General features: G+C 37.9%; 23 protein-coding genes. All 23 read right to left on the bottom strand.

Going from position 1 to position 17,555, the window contains the following annotated elements:
• Positions 1-5: 5 nt before the first annotated feature.
• The gene (locus IGJ53_RS05790; protein ID WP_438749817.1) at positions 6-1,007 is read right to left on the bottom strand and encodes an N-acetylmuramoyl-L-alanine amidase; all 1,002 of its coding nucleotides are present in this window, start codon (positions 1,005-1,007) and stop codon (positions 6-8) included.
• The gene (locus tag IGJ53_RS05785) at positions 1,007-1,219 is read right to left on the bottom strand and encodes a phage holin (RefSeq protein WP_086311117.1); all 213 of its coding nucleotides are present in this window, start codon (positions 1,217-1,219) and stop codon (positions 1,007-1,009) included. The genes IGJ53_RS05790 and IGJ53_RS05785 overlap by 1 nt, the downstream gene beginning before the upstream one ends.
• 11 nt (positions 1,220-1,230) lie before the next feature.
• Complete coding sequence (locus IGJ53_RS05780) at positions 1,231-1,437, bottom strand: BhlA/UviB family holin-like peptide (protein ID WP_104856303.1); 207 nt, start codon at positions 1,435-1,437, stop codon at positions 1,231-1,233.
• Positions 1,438-1,488: 51 nt separating this feature from the next.
• Positions 1,489-2,016, bottom strand: coding sequence for a hypothetical protein (locus tag IGJ53_RS05775; protein ID WP_438749814.1), 528 nt, complete (start codon positions 2,014-2,016; stop codon positions 1,489-1,491).
• A gap of 1 nt (position 2,017) precedes the next feature.
• Positions 2,018-3,028: a structural protein gene (locus tag IGJ53_RS05770; protein ID WP_438749812.1), complete on the bottom strand. Its 1,011-nt coding sequence runs from the start codon at positions 3,026-3,028 to the stop codon at positions 2,018-2,020.
• A 6-nt stretch (positions 3,029-3,034) separates the two neighbouring features.
• Positions 3,035-4,120 carry a siphovirus ReqiPepy6 Gp37-like family protein gene (locus tag IGJ53_RS05765; RefSeq protein ID WP_438749810.1) on the bottom strand — a complete coding sequence of 362 codons (1,086 nt, stop codon included), beginning with the start codon at positions 4,118-4,120 and terminating at the stop codon, positions 3,035-3,037.
• Entirely contained in the window at positions 4,120-4,995 is an 876-nt protein-coding gene (locus IGJ53_RS05760; protein ID WP_438749808.1) for a phage tail family protein, read from the bottom strand. Before IGJ53_RS05760 ends, IGJ53_RS05765 begins: the two co-directional genes overlap by 1 nt.
• Before the next feature lie 11 nt (positions 4,996-5,006).
• A complete protein-coding gene (locus tag IGJ53_RS05755; RefSeq protein ID WP_438749806.1) occupies positions 5,007-8,798 on the bottom strand; it encodes a phage tail protein in 3,792 nt (1,263 codons plus the stop codon).
• Positions 8,798-9,055, bottom strand: a complete 258-nt coding sequence (locus IGJ53_RS05750) for a peptide methionine sulfoxide reductase (RefSeq protein ID WP_438749804.1) — start codon at positions 9,053-9,055, stop codon at positions 8,798-8,800. The genes IGJ53_RS05755 and IGJ53_RS05750 overlap by 1 nt, the downstream gene beginning before the upstream one ends.
• Before the next feature lie 65 nt (positions 9,056-9,120).
• Complete coding sequence (locus IGJ53_RS05745; RefSeq protein ID WP_438749802.1) at positions 9,121-9,558, bottom strand: hypothetical protein; 438 nt, start codon at positions 9,556-9,558, stop codon at positions 9,121-9,123.
• Between the two features lie 3 nt (positions 9,559-9,561).
• Positions 9,562-10,044, bottom strand: coding sequence for an immunoglobulin-like domain-containing protein (locus IGJ53_RS05740; protein ID WP_438749800.1), 483 nt, complete (start codon positions 10,042-10,044; stop codon positions 9,562-9,564).
• A 52-nt stretch (positions 10,045-10,096) separates the two neighbouring features.
• Positions 10,097-10,480: a fibronectin type III domain-containing protein gene (locus IGJ53_RS05735; protein WP_438750522.1), complete on the bottom strand. Its 384-nt coding sequence runs from the start codon at positions 10,478-10,480 to the stop codon at positions 10,097-10,099.
• Positions 10,437-11,036, bottom strand: coding sequence for a hypothetical protein (locus IGJ53_RS05730; RefSeq protein WP_438749798.1), 600 nt, complete (start codon positions 11,034-11,036; stop codon positions 10,437-10,439). Before IGJ53_RS05730 ends, IGJ53_RS05735 begins: the two co-directional genes overlap by 44 nt.
• Positions 11,023-11,406, bottom strand: coding sequence for a hypothetical protein (locus IGJ53_RS05725; RefSeq protein WP_438749796.1), 384 nt, complete (start codon positions 11,404-11,406; stop codon positions 11,023-11,025). Before IGJ53_RS05725 ends, IGJ53_RS05730 begins: the two co-directional genes overlap by 14 nt.
• Positions 11,407-11,835 carry an HK97-gp10 family putative phage morphogenesis protein gene (locus tag IGJ53_RS05720; protein WP_438749793.1) on the bottom strand — a complete coding sequence of 143 codons (429 nt, stop codon included), beginning with the start codon at positions 11,833-11,835 and terminating at the stop codon, positions 11,407-11,409. It abuts the gene before it with no gap.
• Positions 11,825-12,160, bottom strand: coding sequence for a phage head completion protein (locus IGJ53_RS05715; RefSeq protein ID WP_438749791.1), 336 nt, complete (start codon positions 12,158-12,160; stop codon positions 11,825-11,827). The genes IGJ53_RS05720 and IGJ53_RS05715 overlap by 11 nt, the downstream gene beginning before the upstream one ends.
• Positions 12,160-12,693: a hypothetical protein gene (locus IGJ53_RS05710; protein WP_438749789.1), complete on the bottom strand. Its 534-nt coding sequence runs from the start codon at positions 12,691-12,693 to the stop codon at positions 12,160-12,162. The genes IGJ53_RS05715 and IGJ53_RS05710 overlap by 1 nt, the downstream gene beginning before the upstream one ends.
• A 12-nt stretch (positions 12,694-12,705) precedes the next feature.
• Positions 12,706-12,972, bottom strand: coding sequence for a hypothetical protein (locus tag IGJ53_RS05705; RefSeq protein ID WP_438750520.1), 267 nt, complete (start codon positions 12,970-12,972; stop codon positions 12,706-12,708).
• A gap of 17 nt (positions 12,973-12,989) precedes the next feature.
• Positions 12,990-13,853 carry a capsid protein gene (locus IGJ53_RS05700; protein ID WP_438749787.1) on the bottom strand — a complete coding sequence of 288 codons (864 nt, stop codon included), beginning with the start codon at positions 13,851-13,853 and terminating at the stop codon, positions 12,990-12,992.
• 14 nt (positions 13,854-13,867) lie between these two features.
• On the bottom strand, positions 13,868-14,425 hold the full coding sequence (locus IGJ53_RS05695) for a phage scaffolding protein (protein WP_438749785.1): 558 nt from the start codon (positions 14,423-14,425) through the stop codon (positions 13,868-13,870).
• A 256-nt stretch (positions 14,426-14,681) separates the two neighbouring features.
• A complete protein-coding gene (locus IGJ53_RS05690; protein WP_438749783.1) occupies positions 14,682-14,900 on the bottom strand; it encodes a hypothetical protein in 219 nt (72 codons plus the stop codon).
• Entirely contained in the window at positions 14,887-16,098 is a 1,212-nt protein-coding gene (locus IGJ53_RS05685) for a phage head morphogenesis protein (protein WP_438749781.1), read from the bottom strand. The genes IGJ53_RS05690 and IGJ53_RS05685 overlap by 14 nt, the downstream gene beginning before the upstream one ends.
• Positions 16,016-17,551, bottom strand: coding sequence for a phage portal protein (locus tag IGJ53_RS05680; RefSeq protein WP_438749779.1), 1,536 nt, complete (start codon positions 17,549-17,551; stop codon positions 16,016-16,018). The genes IGJ53_RS05685 and IGJ53_RS05680 overlap by 83 nt, the downstream gene beginning before the upstream one ends.
• Between the last annotated feature and the right edge of the window lie 4 nt (positions 17,552-17,555).

The raw sequence follows: 17,555 nt of genomic DNA, 5'->3' as shown, positions 1-17,555 counted from the left end.
TACTTTTATCGCTTTGGCATTGTCAGTGCTAAATCTTTGAAGTGGAAATCTACTGCGCCTCCTGCTGTGTTTCCTGCTCTGTCATTTGTACGTCGGAACATTACGTATACATTTTTGTTAGTGAATTTCTTCATATCGAAATCAGCTTTCATGCCATATTTCAAACCGTTCGCTACGCCTAAATGTTTGTTGACGTCATTGCGGACAATACCAGCTGATGCTACTCGTGCTAGCTCTTTTCCTGTTTTTCGATCCATCAAGAAGATGAATCCATATTTATGATTGCCTGGACCTTGCCATCCCCCAACAGTAAGAACGCCTGTTTTGACTTCTTTCATCAATTCTAGTTTGGCTTCCTGCCCATTTGCTTTCTGAATCGGGCTTTCTGTCACATAGTCATCATGTGTTTTTGGTTTAGATGAGTTATTGTCATTTGTATTGTTCGAAGAAGAGCCACCCAAAGACTCACCCGTGATTGCTTCGATTAATTCTTTCGCTATTGCATCAATGTTATCGACTAATTTCTTTACGTCACTCGCATTAGAAATGAACCCTAGTTCAACTAAGCGGTATGAAATTCCACGATTAGAGAATACATTGCAGTTTAGCAAATCTGAACGTCCAAAAGTACCTGTCGGTCTGGATGATCCCCACAAGCCGACGTATTTTTCTAGCACTTTTCCAATAGCTAAATCGTTCGCGTCTGGTGAATACTTAGCATTGATGATAACATGACCGCCTGTCGCTACTGCACTTGCTGCATCTAAATGGAATTCCGTCACAGATGCATAGCCGTTCACTGAATAAGCTCCACCACCCGCTTGCGACTGCTGATACATATCTAGAGATTCATTATAAAAATCGACTTGCGTATTTTTAAGTTTTGCAGCCCATGCTTTTAATCTTGGTCCTAAAATGTTTCGTGTAAAGTTTGCTTCTTGATATCCATTACCTACTGCACCAGGATCTCCTTGGCCATGTCCAAAAACTACTAAATGTTTACTCATTATTGATTACCTCCATTTTTCTTATAATTTTTGTTAGATACTTGCATGATTGTCCCTAAAAATGTCGTCACAGCTGTAATCGTTGTGACAGCCACATCAGTGTGTTCATACCCATAGACTTTTCCCAGTCCGCCTACCAATACAGCGAATGCTGGCAGAACAATCGACACCACCCATTTGACAATGTCATACGTTGAATTATTTAATTTCATCATTCTTCCTCCTACTGTAGTTTTTCGTGAATTTTCTCTACTGTACTTTTGATATCTTCCACGTCGCCCAGAGCGTCCGTCAGTTTGTCGATCGTGCTTTGATATCTTTTTTCTCTTGCGTTATTCTGTTGCATCACCCAAATAAACAAACCCACAAACAAAACAGCAAAGCTGATCTGTTCGGGGTTTGAGAGTAACGACCCTAATAATTTTTCCATGATTCACCATCTTTTCTGCAAAATAAAAAACGTACTGAAATAAGTACATTTTTATATAAACTCTTCAATATACCCAGCGATAAAACGAACATTCGTAATTGTTTTTTTATCTCGAGTAGAAACAACAACCGAACAAGTTTGTCCGTTTTTCAACGCTACAACTGTAAAACCAGTTCCCGATTGATCTAATCTCAAATTCGTAGTATCTCCTACAGAAAAAATTCTAGTCTGCGTACTGTCGTGTTTGAAATCAACATATGCGTAATCTGAACCAGTCGTTGAACTGTCAGTTCCAGTGATTTGTATAGCAATATTTACAATCAAAGTTGCATCTCGCGTCATAGTAAATGTGCCATTTGCATTTAGAACATATGGACTTCTGTCTTTCATTCCAGCTTCAGCATACCCCAACGATGGCCCCATAGGAATAAGAACGGAACTCCCTGTAGTTGTTCCTAAAGCTGTACCCGATCCGAAAGCTTCTTTAAAAGATTTCTTCATAAATCCATCGATTTCCTTAAAATTATCATTTAAATCATCTTGAGCATTCAGTTGACCACGTTCAAAATTCGTTTTCATTTTATCGCGTCTCCTTTATTTTGATTTGTAGGGTTTTGTTGCCCTCGTTGAGCAAAAATGTATTAGGTTCTATTTCTGTGATTTTTGGTGATGACATTTTCCAATTAGTAGGTACTTTGACTGTCACAGCATTTTTTGTAGGATAGCCAATCTTTGTTGGGATTGTTTCCGGAATATCTCCCAACCAATTTTCTTCGCCTAAAGCAGTGATACCAAACCCATTTGTCAGCGCCAATACTTCGATTTCTGGATACACAAAAGGCAGATCATTCTTAGAAAAAACTAATTGATCTGCCGTTAAATTCATGATTTGATTTTGAAGGTTGAGTGCAACGTCTCCATCCATCGATTGCTGTATCGTTTCAAGAAATGCTTGCCAATCAGCTTGCGCTTGATTGATATACCCCTGTCCTTTAGCAATAATTGCTTTCATATCAGCTTCAAATTTCACTTTTTCGTCTGCTGTATATTGATTCATTTTAGCAATAATATTGTTTAACAAGGTTGTATATTGTTCTTCTAGTCCAGATACAGATACTTTTTGAAATGGGCTAGAATAACCACAGACTTTTTCATCTGCGCGTTTATCAGTGATCAAATCAGCGGTAATGGCAGATGCATTTCTAGGTACCTTGATTGTAGCTAACTGTAACTCGTAAACGTCACTACTACGTTGTACTGTAGTATCTCCAGTTTTTACAACTAGCTTTATTTCTCTAGTACTCTTATCCATTCTAACAACTACGCTATCTGTCCGATCCTGAGTAGAGCTAGCAATAGTAATATTCAAAGCTAAGCCTACACTGTTGAAATAACTTCTCCCCTCCATATTGGCAGCACCAGCAGAAACCATAATCCGCATACCACCAGTATAATTTTCTGTTACTTTTAAACCGTCAGCGGTTGTCATCGAAACGCCTGTAGTAAATAAATTGGCAAAGAATTGGGCAAAATCGCTGTCGTCATAAAGACGATCTTCGTCAATAGATAACCATGGAAAACTCCATTCCAAAAGCTCTCAGCTCCTTCCAATAATGTCAAAAATAGTAGGGGTTTCTTTACCGAAAACTGGTTCGACAAAAAGCCCCTTACTGTCATATGTTTTTTTGATTGTTGTGATCGTGGATTTTTTCTTCAAATTATATAGTTCAGATTTAACACTAACTGTATCGCCTAGATTGTAATCTTTTCCAAGTTTAAATAATTTCGAGCTGGTTGGAATTTCACCAGTAAGCGTGAGAATTCTTTTTCGTTCAGCTAATTTGCTTGTCCCACGATTTGTTAATGCTGATTTATACTGGCTGTCTGTCAATGTTACCTCATCGCTACTTTGCTGAAGATCTCGAGCATCGACGTACAGCTCTTTACGCTGCAGTCCGGTTTTTTCGCCATTGACAACTACGCTTTTTCTTGCTGATCCCTCGCCCTCTCCGAAAACAAGAGCGGTCGTGGATTCATCGAAGTTGTTGTTCTGATAGCCTGCCTTTGTTAAATTTTCATAGCTATCGGAAAACTCCACAATATCGGAAACATCTTCTCCACGAAAAATGGTTAATTTATTTCCTGGTCTCCCTAATTGTTCTGCCACTTCCTTGATTCCAAAATCATAAGCTGTACACAAACTTTCTATTTCCTCAGCTACATTTCCATAGCTGTTCTGATACTGTATCAAAGCAGTCCCAAAATTAGGTGTGCCATCAAGTTTTAAATATTGAATCTTACGCTTTGTGTCGCTAGGATTTACAACTTCGGCATTCAAATGGTCCCACACAATTTGTTCTGGTCGTGCTGTTTTATTATAGATTCGATAAACAATTCGATCGTTAGATTTACCAAGTAAGGATTTCCCTGTCACTTTCAATTGTGCAGTAGATTGATCATCTACCACTGCATTATCTACATAGAAATAGAGTCCTTCCATATAAATCACTGTATCAGGAACAAACATACGTATATGCTCATTTTTCAGCCCAACATATAATTCAAAATCTGAATAGGTATAATAGTTCAAATTGACTGTTAAACTTTTAAATCCATCAAAGACTTTTTCAGATTCAAAAAGCCATTGATTCTCTGTATCCTGTGTAAAAATTTCTAATTCCATCACACACCACCTACTAACGGTTGGAAATCAAGTTGTACAATTACGTTCCCAATACCAGAAGTAGCTTTCACTTGGAAATAGTTATCCCCTTTCGCTAACTGCAGAAAAGTAGAATCTGGATCACGTAGTGGCATAGCATTAGATTCCACACCGTTGGGATCAGTCATGACTGCTTCTTTCAGCCCTCGCGTTGTCACTAGTTTAAACTTAGTACCCGCTTGGTATGATCCTTTAAAGCGAAAGAATTCTTGAGTAATGACGTTATAGACTTCTGGATCAGTTGCTTCAGCACCCAGACTAAAATAGAATGTGCCTCCTACTGCAACGTCCCCATCATTCACCACTGGTATAATCTCTCCAGATTTCAATGTAGAAAACTCATAGCCAGTTGTAATTGCTAATGGCCAGAAATGTTTCTTTGTCGCTACAGCTAAAGGAATGAGTGTATTGTAAATACTCATATCTCTCCAATATGGATCTAAAGCAAGGAAAGAACAAGTATAAGTTGTAGTTGTATTTTTAATGGGATCATCCATTTCCGGAGCTTTTACTACCAATACATCAATCTGGTACTCTTTATCAAATGCTCGATAAGTAAGCGATCCTGGCGTTTTCGGATTCAGTATTTTAATCATTTCATGTTGCAGTATGGATAAATATTCTGGACTTGTACCAATCAACGTACCTTTTATTGTCAAATCACGTTTAGCTAAACGTTCTGAAACTAAAATGACACCATCGAGACCATACTGCTCTTCTGTGGTAATAGCATTCTCGACAGCGCCAAATCCAGTTTTATTTGATACAGTAAAAGGCGGTTGAATGCCGAAAACTAACTGGGCACCATCCGAGTTTTTATAAACAATTTCGTACATTCAAACCCTCCTTATTTTTTCAAGGCTGCAAGATCCTGCAGTCGTAATTTTGTTTCTCTGGCAATCTCTCTTGGTGTTAATGGTTCTGGACTACTAATATATTGAGTAACATTAATATCTCCATCTTTTTGTTCACCGATCACTTCGTTTACTGCTGCTTTTACATAGCCTAACAGTGTATCAATCGGAGCAACTGCTTCAGCTCCAGCTTCTCCTCCTACCATCAGATTATTTCCATTCATCCCAAATGCCGTTGGTTGTGTTAAAATACCACCCTTAGCGTACCAATCAATGCCTAAACTTGGAATTTTCCCTTTCAGTAAATCTCCCACTGACCAACCAGCTGGACTTATTGAAAAGTGAGGAAGAGGTATTTTTGGCCAGCTAATCGAGAAATTGAAGAATCCTTTGATTGTATCAATGATTCCTTTAATAAAATCCCTTGCTGTGTTCATTGGACCTTCAATTGCATTTTTAACACCGTTGAAGATTCCAGATACCGTATTTGATAAGGCTCCCCAAACATTTGAAATTGTATTTTTCACACCGTTCACGATTCCGCTGATAACTGAATGAATCCCATTCCATATATTTGAAATAGTGTTTCTCAATCCGTTAAATAAGTTGACTGCAACCGATACAATCCCACTGACTACAGACGAAACAACACTCTTGATTGCATTCCAAGCTGTAGAAGCTGCATTCCGAATACCATTAAAGATACTTGTAATTCTGTTCCACAAACCTGTTAAAAATGAAACGACAGCCGATACCAACGCTTGTACGATAAGACTCACTGCTGATTTAATTCCATTCCATGCAACAACAAATATATTGAGCAACTGTGGCAGTAATTGAACGATCCCACTAATAAGAGCCATGATAATTTGGATTCCTGCAGCGATTATTTGAGGTAGTGCTGCAATTAATGCACCAGCCAGAGCCACAATAATTTGTAAAGCGGCATTGATCAAAGCTGGCAAGATGGAAATAATTCCATTGATTAACGCCATAAGCAACTGAACACCTGCAGCAATTATCTGAGGTAATGCGGAGATTAATGCATTAACTAGCGCCATAATAATCTGTACCGCTGCGCTGACTAGCTGTGGCAAAATAGAAATGATTCCATTGATTAATGCCATCAATAGCTGTATACCTGCAGATATAATCTGGGGTAAGCTAGCAATCAGCGCATTGATCAAGGCCATAACAATTTGAATTGCCGCTTGTACTAATGTAGGTAAAATTGAAATAACACCACTAATTAAAGCCATCAAAATTTGAATGCCTGCATCAAGCAACTTCGGTAATGCGGTCATAATTGCATCAAGTAGCGTAGTGGTTACTTTTATTCCAGCATCCATCAGTGTTGGCAATGCATTAATTAAAGCATCCATTAACGTAGTGATAATTTGAATCCCTGCATCAATTAACATTGGTAAAGCGTTGATAAGCGCATCAAGCAACGTAGTCAATACCTTAATTCCAATATCAATCAAAATAGGAAGTGCATCAATTAAAGCGTTTAATAATGTTGTGATGATTTGTATAGCAACCTCTACTAATTTAGGTAATGCATTGGCTACTGCCTCAACTAAGAACGTGATGACTTGCATTCCAACATCAAGGATGACTGGTAAAGCAGTTGTGAATCCGTTGATCAAAGCAGTTAATATTTGTACACCTAATTGGACAATTTGAGGTAACAAACTGACTGTTAAGCTGACCATTTTGGTAAGGATATTTAAAAATGTGTCAATCAGCGTTGGCAACATCTCAGTGAATCCTTCAATCAAACTAGTAAGAATAGAAACAGCCATTTGGATAAACATTGGCAGATACGTGGAAATAGCATCTGTTATCACCGTGATTATTTGTGTAAATATTTCAACAATCATCGGGATATATTCTGTTATCTTTTCTATAATCGAAACTAGAATATTGGTTATAGCCTCAATAACCATTGGTAAGTATTGAGAAACCATATCAGCGAAATTACTAATCGTATCATCCAAGTTATCAAATACTTTTGTGATTCCATCTGCACTTAGATCACCTGTTTTTGCCCAAGCTGCTAAAAAAGAAATTACTAAAGAAATAAGCATTCCCCATGGTCCAGAAACTCCCAATGCTGCAAGTCCGACTTTTGTCAACACACTGATAAAAATGGAAATGACTCCACCGATTTTTCCAAAAGAGCCACCTAATTTATCCAGTAGGTTTCCGACTAATTCTAATCCACTAGAAAACAAACCAGATACAACACTTGCAATGGTAGACAAAACAGAACCGAATCTATCTAATCCGGCAGATAATAAATTAGAAACAGATTGCTTCAATTTAGCAAATACTTCGCTCAAACGATTAAAAGCGGATATAACCGTTCCCGATAAAGTTTGACCCATTTCAGAAAGTACCGCTCCAAATTTCTCGATGCCAGATGCAATGAGCGATTTGGCAGCTGATGCTAGGGTACGAAATGCGGGAGCAACTGCACTAACGATACGTGTAGTAACTGCGACCATTTTTTCAAATACACTAATGACATTTTCTGCTATGACTGAACCGATTTCTTTTAAAGTCGGTAATACAGCCGAAAGTGCTTGTCGAACCGCATCAAAGCCTTTGACTAACCCTTGCTTTAAAACAGCAATAGTTTTGTTAACACCATTACGAAAATTCTCATTTGTTTTATAGAAATAGACAAAAGCTGTAATCAGTGCTCCAATTGCTACTACGACCCAACCAATTGGATTAGTTAATAACCCGACTTGCGCGGCAACTCCTTCAGCGGCTTTCACTCCAAGCAATGCTTTTCTAAGAGTTTTTAACCAATCTGCTGCTTTTGCTGCAATGATCATTGCTCCTAAAGCTGTAGTTAAGGTTGTTACTGCACCAACAACGACATAAACCAAAGCTGGTTTTTCTCTGAATGCTGTTGTTAATTTAGTCATTGAGTTAGTGATAGATTGGACAATTGCTAGAAAGGGTTGTAGCATTGGTGCTCCAAAAGCGGCGGCTAAATCAGTAGCTGCTTGTTTCAAATTACCAAGAACATTTTCCATGCCACTTCCTTCACGAGCCGCTTGTCCTAAAGCGCCAGAAAGTTTATTCCCATCCTCAACCATTTGTAGCAAAGTGAGTTGTTTCTGCGCTTCCGAAAGATCATTAAATGATTTGCCATATAATTTGTTAGCTGCAGCATTTCGTGTTGTCTCAGTAGATGATATTCCCAAAGCAGCATCATTCTCATAATTACCTTTTAAATAAGACTGCAAGCTTTCAGTCACTTCATCGATAGATTTATCATAGAAAGCAGCACTGTCTGCCGCTGCCATAGTGGCACGTTCAGTTAGCGAAAGAGCATCGGCGGTATCCATTCCTGTGGTTTTAGCAAAAGCAGCCATTGATGTGAAAGCTGGTTTTAATCTATTAGGTAAGATATTCGTCTTTTTAGAAATCTTATCAATAGACTTTTGGGCATTGGATTCGAATTTTCCAAACACTTGAGAAAACTGAGCATTCATGGCTTGCATATCAGCAGCAGCTTTTATTGAGAAACCAGAAATAGCTATTCCAACTGTATTTAACGTAAGTAAGGCTTTTTTTGAAAATTCGAGTGCCTCTGTCGTCATGGGACGAAAAATCTTAATGCTTCCCATTTTCTTCGCTAAACTTGAAAAGAAACCACCTAATCTGTTTGTGGTACTCTTTCCTTTTGCTTCAGTTTCATCTAACGATTTATTGGCTTCTTTATTATTTATCCCAATCGTTCCGAATAGTTTAAATACTTCTCCCATCATGTCACCTCGCTTTCTAGAGGTTTTGTTGGTTTGATAAATTGGTAAGCAAAATCTAATGATTTTTGTTGTTCTTCTTTTGATGGTATTTTTGTTTCGGCTATACCATTTGCGGACATTTGTTGCTTTTTGAACTCTTTAAAAGATTGCGTCATTTGTGTATGCAACCATTGGTTATAGAGCTTTTCTTCTCTCTCTTCTTCAAAAACCCACAAAATAAAATCCGCCAAGTCAACTAAGCGGTAAGTGCTTAGCAACTTGAGCGGATCTCCATATCTTTTAAAAATGATATCTTTAATTTTATGTTCGCCATCCGAGATATTTACAATAAGGTGGCGATAGATTTGAAAAAATCAATTAGTTCTGGTTTCTTAAAAAAGGTAATAATTAATGTTGTATACTCTGTTAATCCAAGAGTTGAAATTGTAGAAACATCAGTAGCTGTTAATTCGGCTAATAATTCATTAATATCGAATTTCACTGATTTCAAATTCCGTAAAGTTTTTTGTAACATTTTAGCGCCCATTTCCATGCCACGTTTTTGTGCTTCTTTTTCTGCTTTTTCTTTTGCCTTATCAATTTTCGCTTGTTCTGCTTTTGTTGGTTTCTTATCTTTATAATCTAGAGGTACAACTTTTTCTGCAGATTCAACATTTTTCTCAAACATTTCTACAAATTCATCTTTAATATCTAATTTCCCTACAATTGATAATAAAGAAAATAAGTCATCACCTTTTAATTCACGCATTTCTAAATTCATTTATTATTCCTCCAATTTTTCTTCTTGTTTAATTGGCACATCTGCTTGATCTAGTTCTTTGTCGTCTTTGTCAGCAATGTAGACTTTCACAATATCAGTTGCTAACAAGCCTTTTCTGTAATACTTAAAATTTGGTGGATCAGCCTGACTAATTGGCACGGAATAAAGCCTCTCGCCGTTAATATACAGACCTACTTTTTCTACCAGTGTCCCTTGATATGTACCAGTTACCCATGTACTGGTAACTGGTACATATTCATCCACAGTTAAGATTTTAGCTTCGATAATAGCCGTATACTGTTCTTCTGCGGTTTCTGACTCTACATCACCATATATGGCACTCAAACCATAAATATGCGTTACGCCATCCTCAATGTCACTAAAAGTCTTTGTGATCTTTCCGTCAACAATATAAGCTGCGCCAGAATCGACATGATCTTTGTATGCTTTTGCTGAAGTCGCCCCTGCCGGACAATCAGCCGACACAGTGACTTGTTTTTTATCTGCGTCATACTTGAATGTCAGGTTTTGGGGCGCATCAGGGAGTCTTTGTCAATATCACTGGATCAGACCATGCTGATCCTAACTCATGTTCATTTAGATAAGCCGCTTTTTCGATATCAGTTGCCCCTCTACCTTTAACGTTGAATGTTTGCACATACAGATAAAGCTTTTCTCCCGAATTCAAGGTAGGGACATCTTTAGCCGCTAACGTCCATGAGGTTGTTTCTGAATATCCCATCATTGTGGCATCATGAGGGTCAGATTCATTAGCATTGCTATAGTGAATAACATAAGCCTGTGCTTTTGGTATAGCATCCCAAGAGAGAGAAACTGATCCATCATCATTAAGAACCCCAGTTACGTTCTGGGGCGCATTAGGGTGTCGTATTAGGGTAGTAAATTCGCCATGGAAATTCATCATTAGCCAATTGTTCATAAGAAGCATTAGCTGTGATCTCTTGCTCGATAACAGCTTCTTTATTGTCTTCTGTTTTAAGAGACAAACCACTTTTTACAAGTCCATTGTCCAAAACGACAATAACAGGTTGCTTCGTTCCATTATGGATACCGGCAACCGCAACTGAAGGAATATAATCTCCCTCTTCAAGATACCTTTTTTGCTTAATTACTTTATATCCAGCGGGCGCTTCATCTTCTCCTGCATCTTCTAACGTACCATTAATTGAACGACGCAAATTTTCAGCAGTTAATTCCATTAAATTTGCTTTAATCGATGCTGTAGCTGACTCCAATACATTTAGACCCTTTACGTCCATAACATAAGCACCATCAACTTCAGGTTTTCTATAAGATAGTTCTGAGTTAAACTCTACGCCACCACTTGTAGCACCCATCGGCGTTCCGGTAAACTCCCCTGTGGTTTTATCAAATTGAAAATCAGTAAATACTGTGGCTGAATCAATAATAAAATTGTTCGCACTTCTTTCTGTATAGCCTGTTTTAGGTAGTCCCATACTCTTTTTTCCTCCAATCGACCGCACAATAAAAGCGGACATTTCTTCTTTTTAGTTGTTCATCGCCTGTAGCGACTTTTGTAGAACCAATAAATTTGAATGTTAAATTTAAACCATCCGTTAGCACTCGTTTATACATCAATTCATCTTTCAATTTATCCTCTAAGTTTATAAGGGATAAAAAAGTATCCGAACGATCAAATATATCTATATCGATATAAAAACCATCTTTATTCCTTCTCATAGGCTCTGAATCAAAAGAAAAGGTACCGTACGGATAAATGATCTCTTTTCGCTTGTTGATCTCTAAAAACATTTCAGAATGGATATTTTGCAAGATTTTTGCTAATTCGTTCAAAAATTCTTCCATCTATTTCCCTCCGAATCGAGCACCATATTCTTGCCCTAAAATCTCTTTGATCGTTTCTTTATTTTGTCTAAAAGCAGGGCGTAAGAATGGTTGTGGATCTTGTCCCCAAGTGAAATACCATTCACCACTTGGATCTTTATATACCCAGCCACCTTTACGACCATTCCCATTCTCAGCAAATTCTCCTGTACCAAACTCAATGTAGATAGCATATTCTTCCGGTGATCCTACAGCTCCAATAATTTCATCACTTGCTGTCTTAATAGCAAAATCAATACGATCCCTCAATTGACCTGTTGCTACAGGAGCGCTAGCTTTAGCAGCTGCTCTGATAATGCGTAAGACTTTCTCCATACCTACTAACCCAGCTTCTTCTAGTTGTTTCTTTACTTTTTCTTTATAGCTAGTAAATATAAAGTTATTTGCCATTTTTGACACCTTCAAATTTCAAATAAAGTTCGGTATGATGTTTAACATTTACTGGATTATCGGAATAAGTAATGGCATAGAGCCGATTGTTCGAATCCATGACACGCATTTTATCTGTAATACCATCAGTAAACTGAGGGATAACTAGAATGTGTGTAGAATCTTCTGTAAAAGCGTTCTGTTGATTGGTGTCATCAGAACCTGTCAGCAAATCTAAATAACCAGAGACACGCTGAAATAAGCCCCAATCATCAATTAGACCACCAATCCCATCAGTTTTTTGTCCTATGATTTCTTGTATTTGGAAATCTTGAGGTTCAAACATCAACCCCACCTCATTTTTTTGTACTTATTCAGAAAGCTAAATTTTGAAGCAGGAAATCCCTCAATATTGTCAGTCGCATTGATATCATAATAAGTGACTGACATTCTGGCGATTGATTCTGACTTAATGCCCATCTTAGAACCCATTTGTTTCTTATACTTGATCAGTTCTTCAACACCCATTCGGATATCAGCTGGATATTGTACTTTAGTGATAAAGGAACCAGAAAAAGAGCCATCAAAAAACGGCTCTTCTACATTGGTTTCTATATTTTTATCGTTGATTGATGCAATCGTAGTCAGACAATCATTAAACTTTGAGCTGCTTATTTGGATAGTGTCCCCAACGCGCAGGCCCAACGGTGCATCTTCCAAAATAATAGATTTGCCAGAAAAAGAAATCTTTCTGAATCGGACATGGATATTTTGAAAATTGTTGTTTGACAATTGTCGCACTGTTTGCTCATAAGCATCTAAATCCGATTGTGTAATCGTAGGATCAATCTTTTGAGCATCAACTAAACTGATGATCATAAAATCATCCCCCTAAGATGCAGCAGTTCCTGTTACTGCGATCGTTGTTGTGAATTCACCTGATGTGAAATCAAAGCTTGCTGTTCCTTCAGCAACGATAGTACCATCAAATCCGCCGTTTTCATTTTTTACAATCGTTGCAATAGTATCGTTGCTTGATGTTGCTGTAGTAGCCGCAATAACCGCATCAGCATCGCTGGCGTCTGCGGGCACAGCAGAAATAGTAAATGTTTTAGTAGCGCCTACTGCACCAGTCCAAGTTTTCTGGCTTGCTGTGATGCCTGTTGCGGTAGGCGCTACGCTTTTTTTACTGCTTTAAGAATCGCAACTTTATTTTTTTCTGGAATATGTTTTCCGTATTTTCCAGCGCCTTGGATTGCTACACCGTTAAAATCTTCAGAATCAATTGCACGAGTAACAGAAATACCTACGCCCGCAATACCTACTCCATCTGCTGAAAATTGAACAAATTCACCTGTTTGGAATTTGCTTTCTGGCATTTCAGCCAAAATAAACCCTTTGAACTTGTAAAGAGTTTGTTCATCAATATTTGCAGAGGAGTTTTTAGCTGTAGTAGCCAGCTTATTATCAATCAATAAATCATAGACATCTGGATGGACATAAGCTACCCATGGAATAGATTTTGAAACAAGGTTATTAATAAAAGTTTTGTGAGCAGTAGAAAATAATGCCGTTACTCCCTCTTCTGTTAAGTCAAACTCAATTGTTTCAGATGCAGCATCTGATAAAGCTTTACCCATCAAGCTGTCAACATATTCAGCCCAGGCAATGCCTTGTTCTTCTAAACGTTCTGCAATTACCGAATCTGAATCATCATTCACCGTAATATCATCAATACCTTCGTGAATCGCTAAAGGTGCTTCATAAGGTACAGATGTGTCTACTGATTTAATTTCTTTTCGTGGCCCAAAACGATTAGTATTACCGGTGCCTGTCCCGAATCCTACATTCTCATCTGTATTATATTCTTGCATTACAACAGGTGTATCAGACGTTTTTAAATATAAGAAAGTATCGCTATCTTTGACCCCATCTTTTACTTGTAAACTCCCTCCGAAAGCTCGTAAGAAATAAGATTTTTTCTCTGTAATTTTTGCTAGTAAACCAGTATATTGTTTCGTGTAAATTTTAGTTGCCATTGTATTTCCTCCGTTTATTCATATTTAGATAAAATTGCTGCAAATGGATCTGTTTCTTCTGAACCAGACCCTGTTGGTAGTTTGGTATCAATTGGTTGATAACCTGCTCCTGGTGGCGTTTCTTCTTGTGTTTCTTCTTTAGCAAAATAATCAGGAATAGAAGCTTTCAAATCTTTGACTTTGCTGTCTAGATCCTTTACTTTTCCATCTTTATCCAGTTCCAATTTTCCTAGCTTGAACAAGGCATAATCGATGTCTTTGGCGCCAGATGCCTGTAAAACTGCGGAAACTTGGCTGTTGATTTTTAGATCGGTATTTTCTTTTTCTAGAGCCTCTGCTTTTTCTTTGAGTGAAGATAATTCTTTTTGTACGTCTGGATTATCTTTCGTTTTCTCTTCTAAAGTTTTCAAAGTTTTTTTGCTTTCAGAAAGCTGGCTAGAAATGTTGTTATACTGATCTTTTGGCACTGCATGATCCGGAAATTCTTTGTCAATTTCCTTGTTCGCCGCTTCTAAATCGACTGTTCCATCTTCTTTGGTATGTTTTGCTAAAATTGTTTGAATCCATTCCATTTTTCTCATCCTCCATAGCATTTATATAGCGGTCGCTGCCGCTTAGAGTGTCCAGATATACCGCTGGCACGGTACAGATCAGTTTTACGTCATGATCCAGGACAAAATAAAAAGACTTAACGATAACTAAGTCTTCTCATTTTCTTTTCTTAAATATTCTTCGTAATCAGCATCTAAATAATCGTATGGATCGTTCATATGGTCCACCTCGTTTTTTGGGTACAAAAATAGCACTCAATCATTTAATGACTAAGTGCTATTGCCAAATATCTAAATTTAAAATATTTAATGCATGGTTACCATCTTTTGAAAGCCTATAGTTTTTATCAAAGGATTGAAGGATATGAAAATCTTCAATTTTATTGTAAATCTGCTCGACTTCATCATCAGAATAATTCCGATCTTGAATGATGATATTTAATTTGTGTTTCAAGAACAGGATATCTTCAGAAACTAGCATTTTATAAAGTTCCATTTCTCTCACTCCTTATTTTCTTCCTTCTTTTGCGGGACGTTGGATAGACTGTAATGATTCGACCATCATCAGGGTTGATAGCTATAGTAGCATAATCTCCGATATATTTCTTGCTTGGTCTGCCTTGATTGTCGTATTTCACAGAATCAATTTTTATCGGGTGTTTTACAGTCCGTATGATATGCTTCACATCTACGCTTCGCTCATCTTTTCGTTCATATAGATGAGCAGCCAAACTTTCAATGGTAATGCCATCCGGTGTTTTCAAACCAATTATAGCATCTTTGGCCTGGTTCTCCTTATTTGCTAACCACTCATTATAATTCTTATATTTGATTACTGCTTTTGTTTCATTATCTTTTCGAAGTTCTGGTGCAATACCATCGATAACTTCGATAGTCGTGCATCGACAACCTATATCTTCACTAGCCACGCCAAAAAGACGCGGTCCTTCCGCAGTATGTCCGCGAATAGAAAACTTTTCATCTACTTCAACTGTCTGACCATCTAGCTCGCGATGATCGTGTCTTGTTTTCTTATCTAAAGTAGCCAGCCATCGCTTTTTGATATCGATACCTTTCTTTTTAGCCTCCACATAACCTTTTTGAGTTGTGGTGGATTGGGTACGCCCTGCCTCAGTCCTTGCAATCCGAAGAGCTTGCTTGTAACTGGCTTCTGTTTCTTCGTTTACACGTCTTGCTATTTCAGCATAGCTCTTTCCTTCAAATAGTCCCGTGATGATGTTGTGAGTGACGTTCTCGGCTAATTTATCACGGTATTGATAGAGGCGCTTGGAGAGCCGTTTACCAGCTATGGGAACATTCACTAAGTTCATTACATAATCATGATTGATCAGCGGAAATTGCAAGACAATATTTTGTGATCGCTCAATAGAATACCAAACACCGTAGTAACCTTGTCTAGCTTGGCCAGCTGAATAAGCCTTGATTGCTTCTTCAATTGATGGATAAGAGCTAGAAAGAATATTGTCAATATCTTTCGCAACATTAAAAAGCCTCTCAACTTCTAATCGTGTAGAAAATGAAAGGTCAGATGCATTCTCTGTATAATGTTTGAGCTTTTTCTTAATATCAATTAGCTGCTTACGATAGAGATTAAACAGCTGACTGTCCGTTTTCTGATATTGTTTGGCTGTCAGTTGCTTGAGTTCCTGTTGGCACTTGTTCAGCTGATCCATCTGCATTCACCGCCTCGTCAGTTCCCATAGTCAGACCTGTTGTGTACTCAGCTTCTTCAAGTGCTGCTTGTACTTCTTCCCAGTCCAAATCAAACTGTTCACAGATCAGTTTTAGGACGGTCTCATCATCTAAACGAGGAGCAACCTGCATGATTGAATTAATAATGATTTGTTTTGTTTCTGCCTCTGTTTTTTCATTGGTTACTAAATCATTCTCGTTGACCATTACCTCCCGAGTAAATGTAAAGGAAACGTCTTTAGGATCATACGCTTTGTTAAAACGTCGATTGATGTCTTCAATGACAAGTTTGTTCATCCATTCCAACATTGCTCGGAGTCGGGCTTCTGTTTTATTAGCCTTCATATTCAGCAAGGTATATCGAGCCTTGATAACGATGTTCGTGATATTTCCATCCCCTACTTGGGTAGAATCAAAAGCCATGCCGAATTTGTAAATGTTCTCTTTGTCGATTTCCATCTTTGCTTTGCGGCCTTCAACTGGGATTGTCACTGTTTTAACGTCTAAACCACCATCACTACCTGTACCGACAACCTTCTTAGCTTTGACATTCTGCCTTAGCTTAGATAGGTCGTCGCCTTGAAAGCCAGAGACTACATAGATTGCCTCTGCAAAATCCTGTAGGTTATTGGATAAGAAACAATTCATCAAATCATAGTCATCAATCAATGCTTTAATTGGTTTCAAATCAGTGGTTTCTTTCTTGTTATTGGATAAACGGTAGAAAGGAATTTGACCATAACTTCTTTGCAACAATTTTCCTGTCTTGTTGTCAATAGCCAAGATATGTGGGCGTGGATTAAGCTCTACAGACATATCAAGCTTATAATCTTTTGAGTCTTCTGCTACGAAGAAATAAACGTCCTTGTCCGTCCATATTTCGGCATGATGGATTTTCTTTTTCTTGCCGTCTTTCTCAATATCAGTATGATAGTAGCGGCAAATACGCTGTAATTCGTTCTGGTCATTGTAGATCCCAAAGACGTGCAGACTATCTGCAGTTTGGAAGCATAGGCGATCTTCTGTATTTGTCCTGGCATATACGTACTCAAAGCCTTTTTGACTTGCACCTTCCACTAATTCTTGCAGCACCACTTGAAAATCAGAATCATAGTATTCTTCCAGGTATTCTTTTAGAGATTCATCCTCTGTTTCATATTCGACTGGGTTAGCCAGCAAATATTGTACTTTTTGATCAACGATTTCTGGAAAGAATCCATGAGGGATGCGAATGTTCGAAGCGAATTTGTCTTCCTTGTAATTTCCCTCATCATCGATGTAGAAGATGCGATTTTTCAATATGTCGTTTTCGTGTTGATAATATCGCACACCTTGTTTGGCATGCTTTTTCATCGTTGAATTACGATCACTCTGTATTGCACTTTTTAAAGCTCCAGCAATTGTTTGTGGATCATCACTTAATAAAGCCTGCAATGAA

The sequence above is a fragment of the Enterococcus sp. DIV1283b genome, from assembly GCF_051710965.1.
GTDB lineage: Bacteria > Bacillota > Bacilli > Lactobacillales > Enterococcaceae > Enterococcus_B > Enterococcus_B lactis.
Note: the sequence above shows the minus strand (reverse complement) of the source record. Positions and strands in the feature narration are given on the sequence as shown.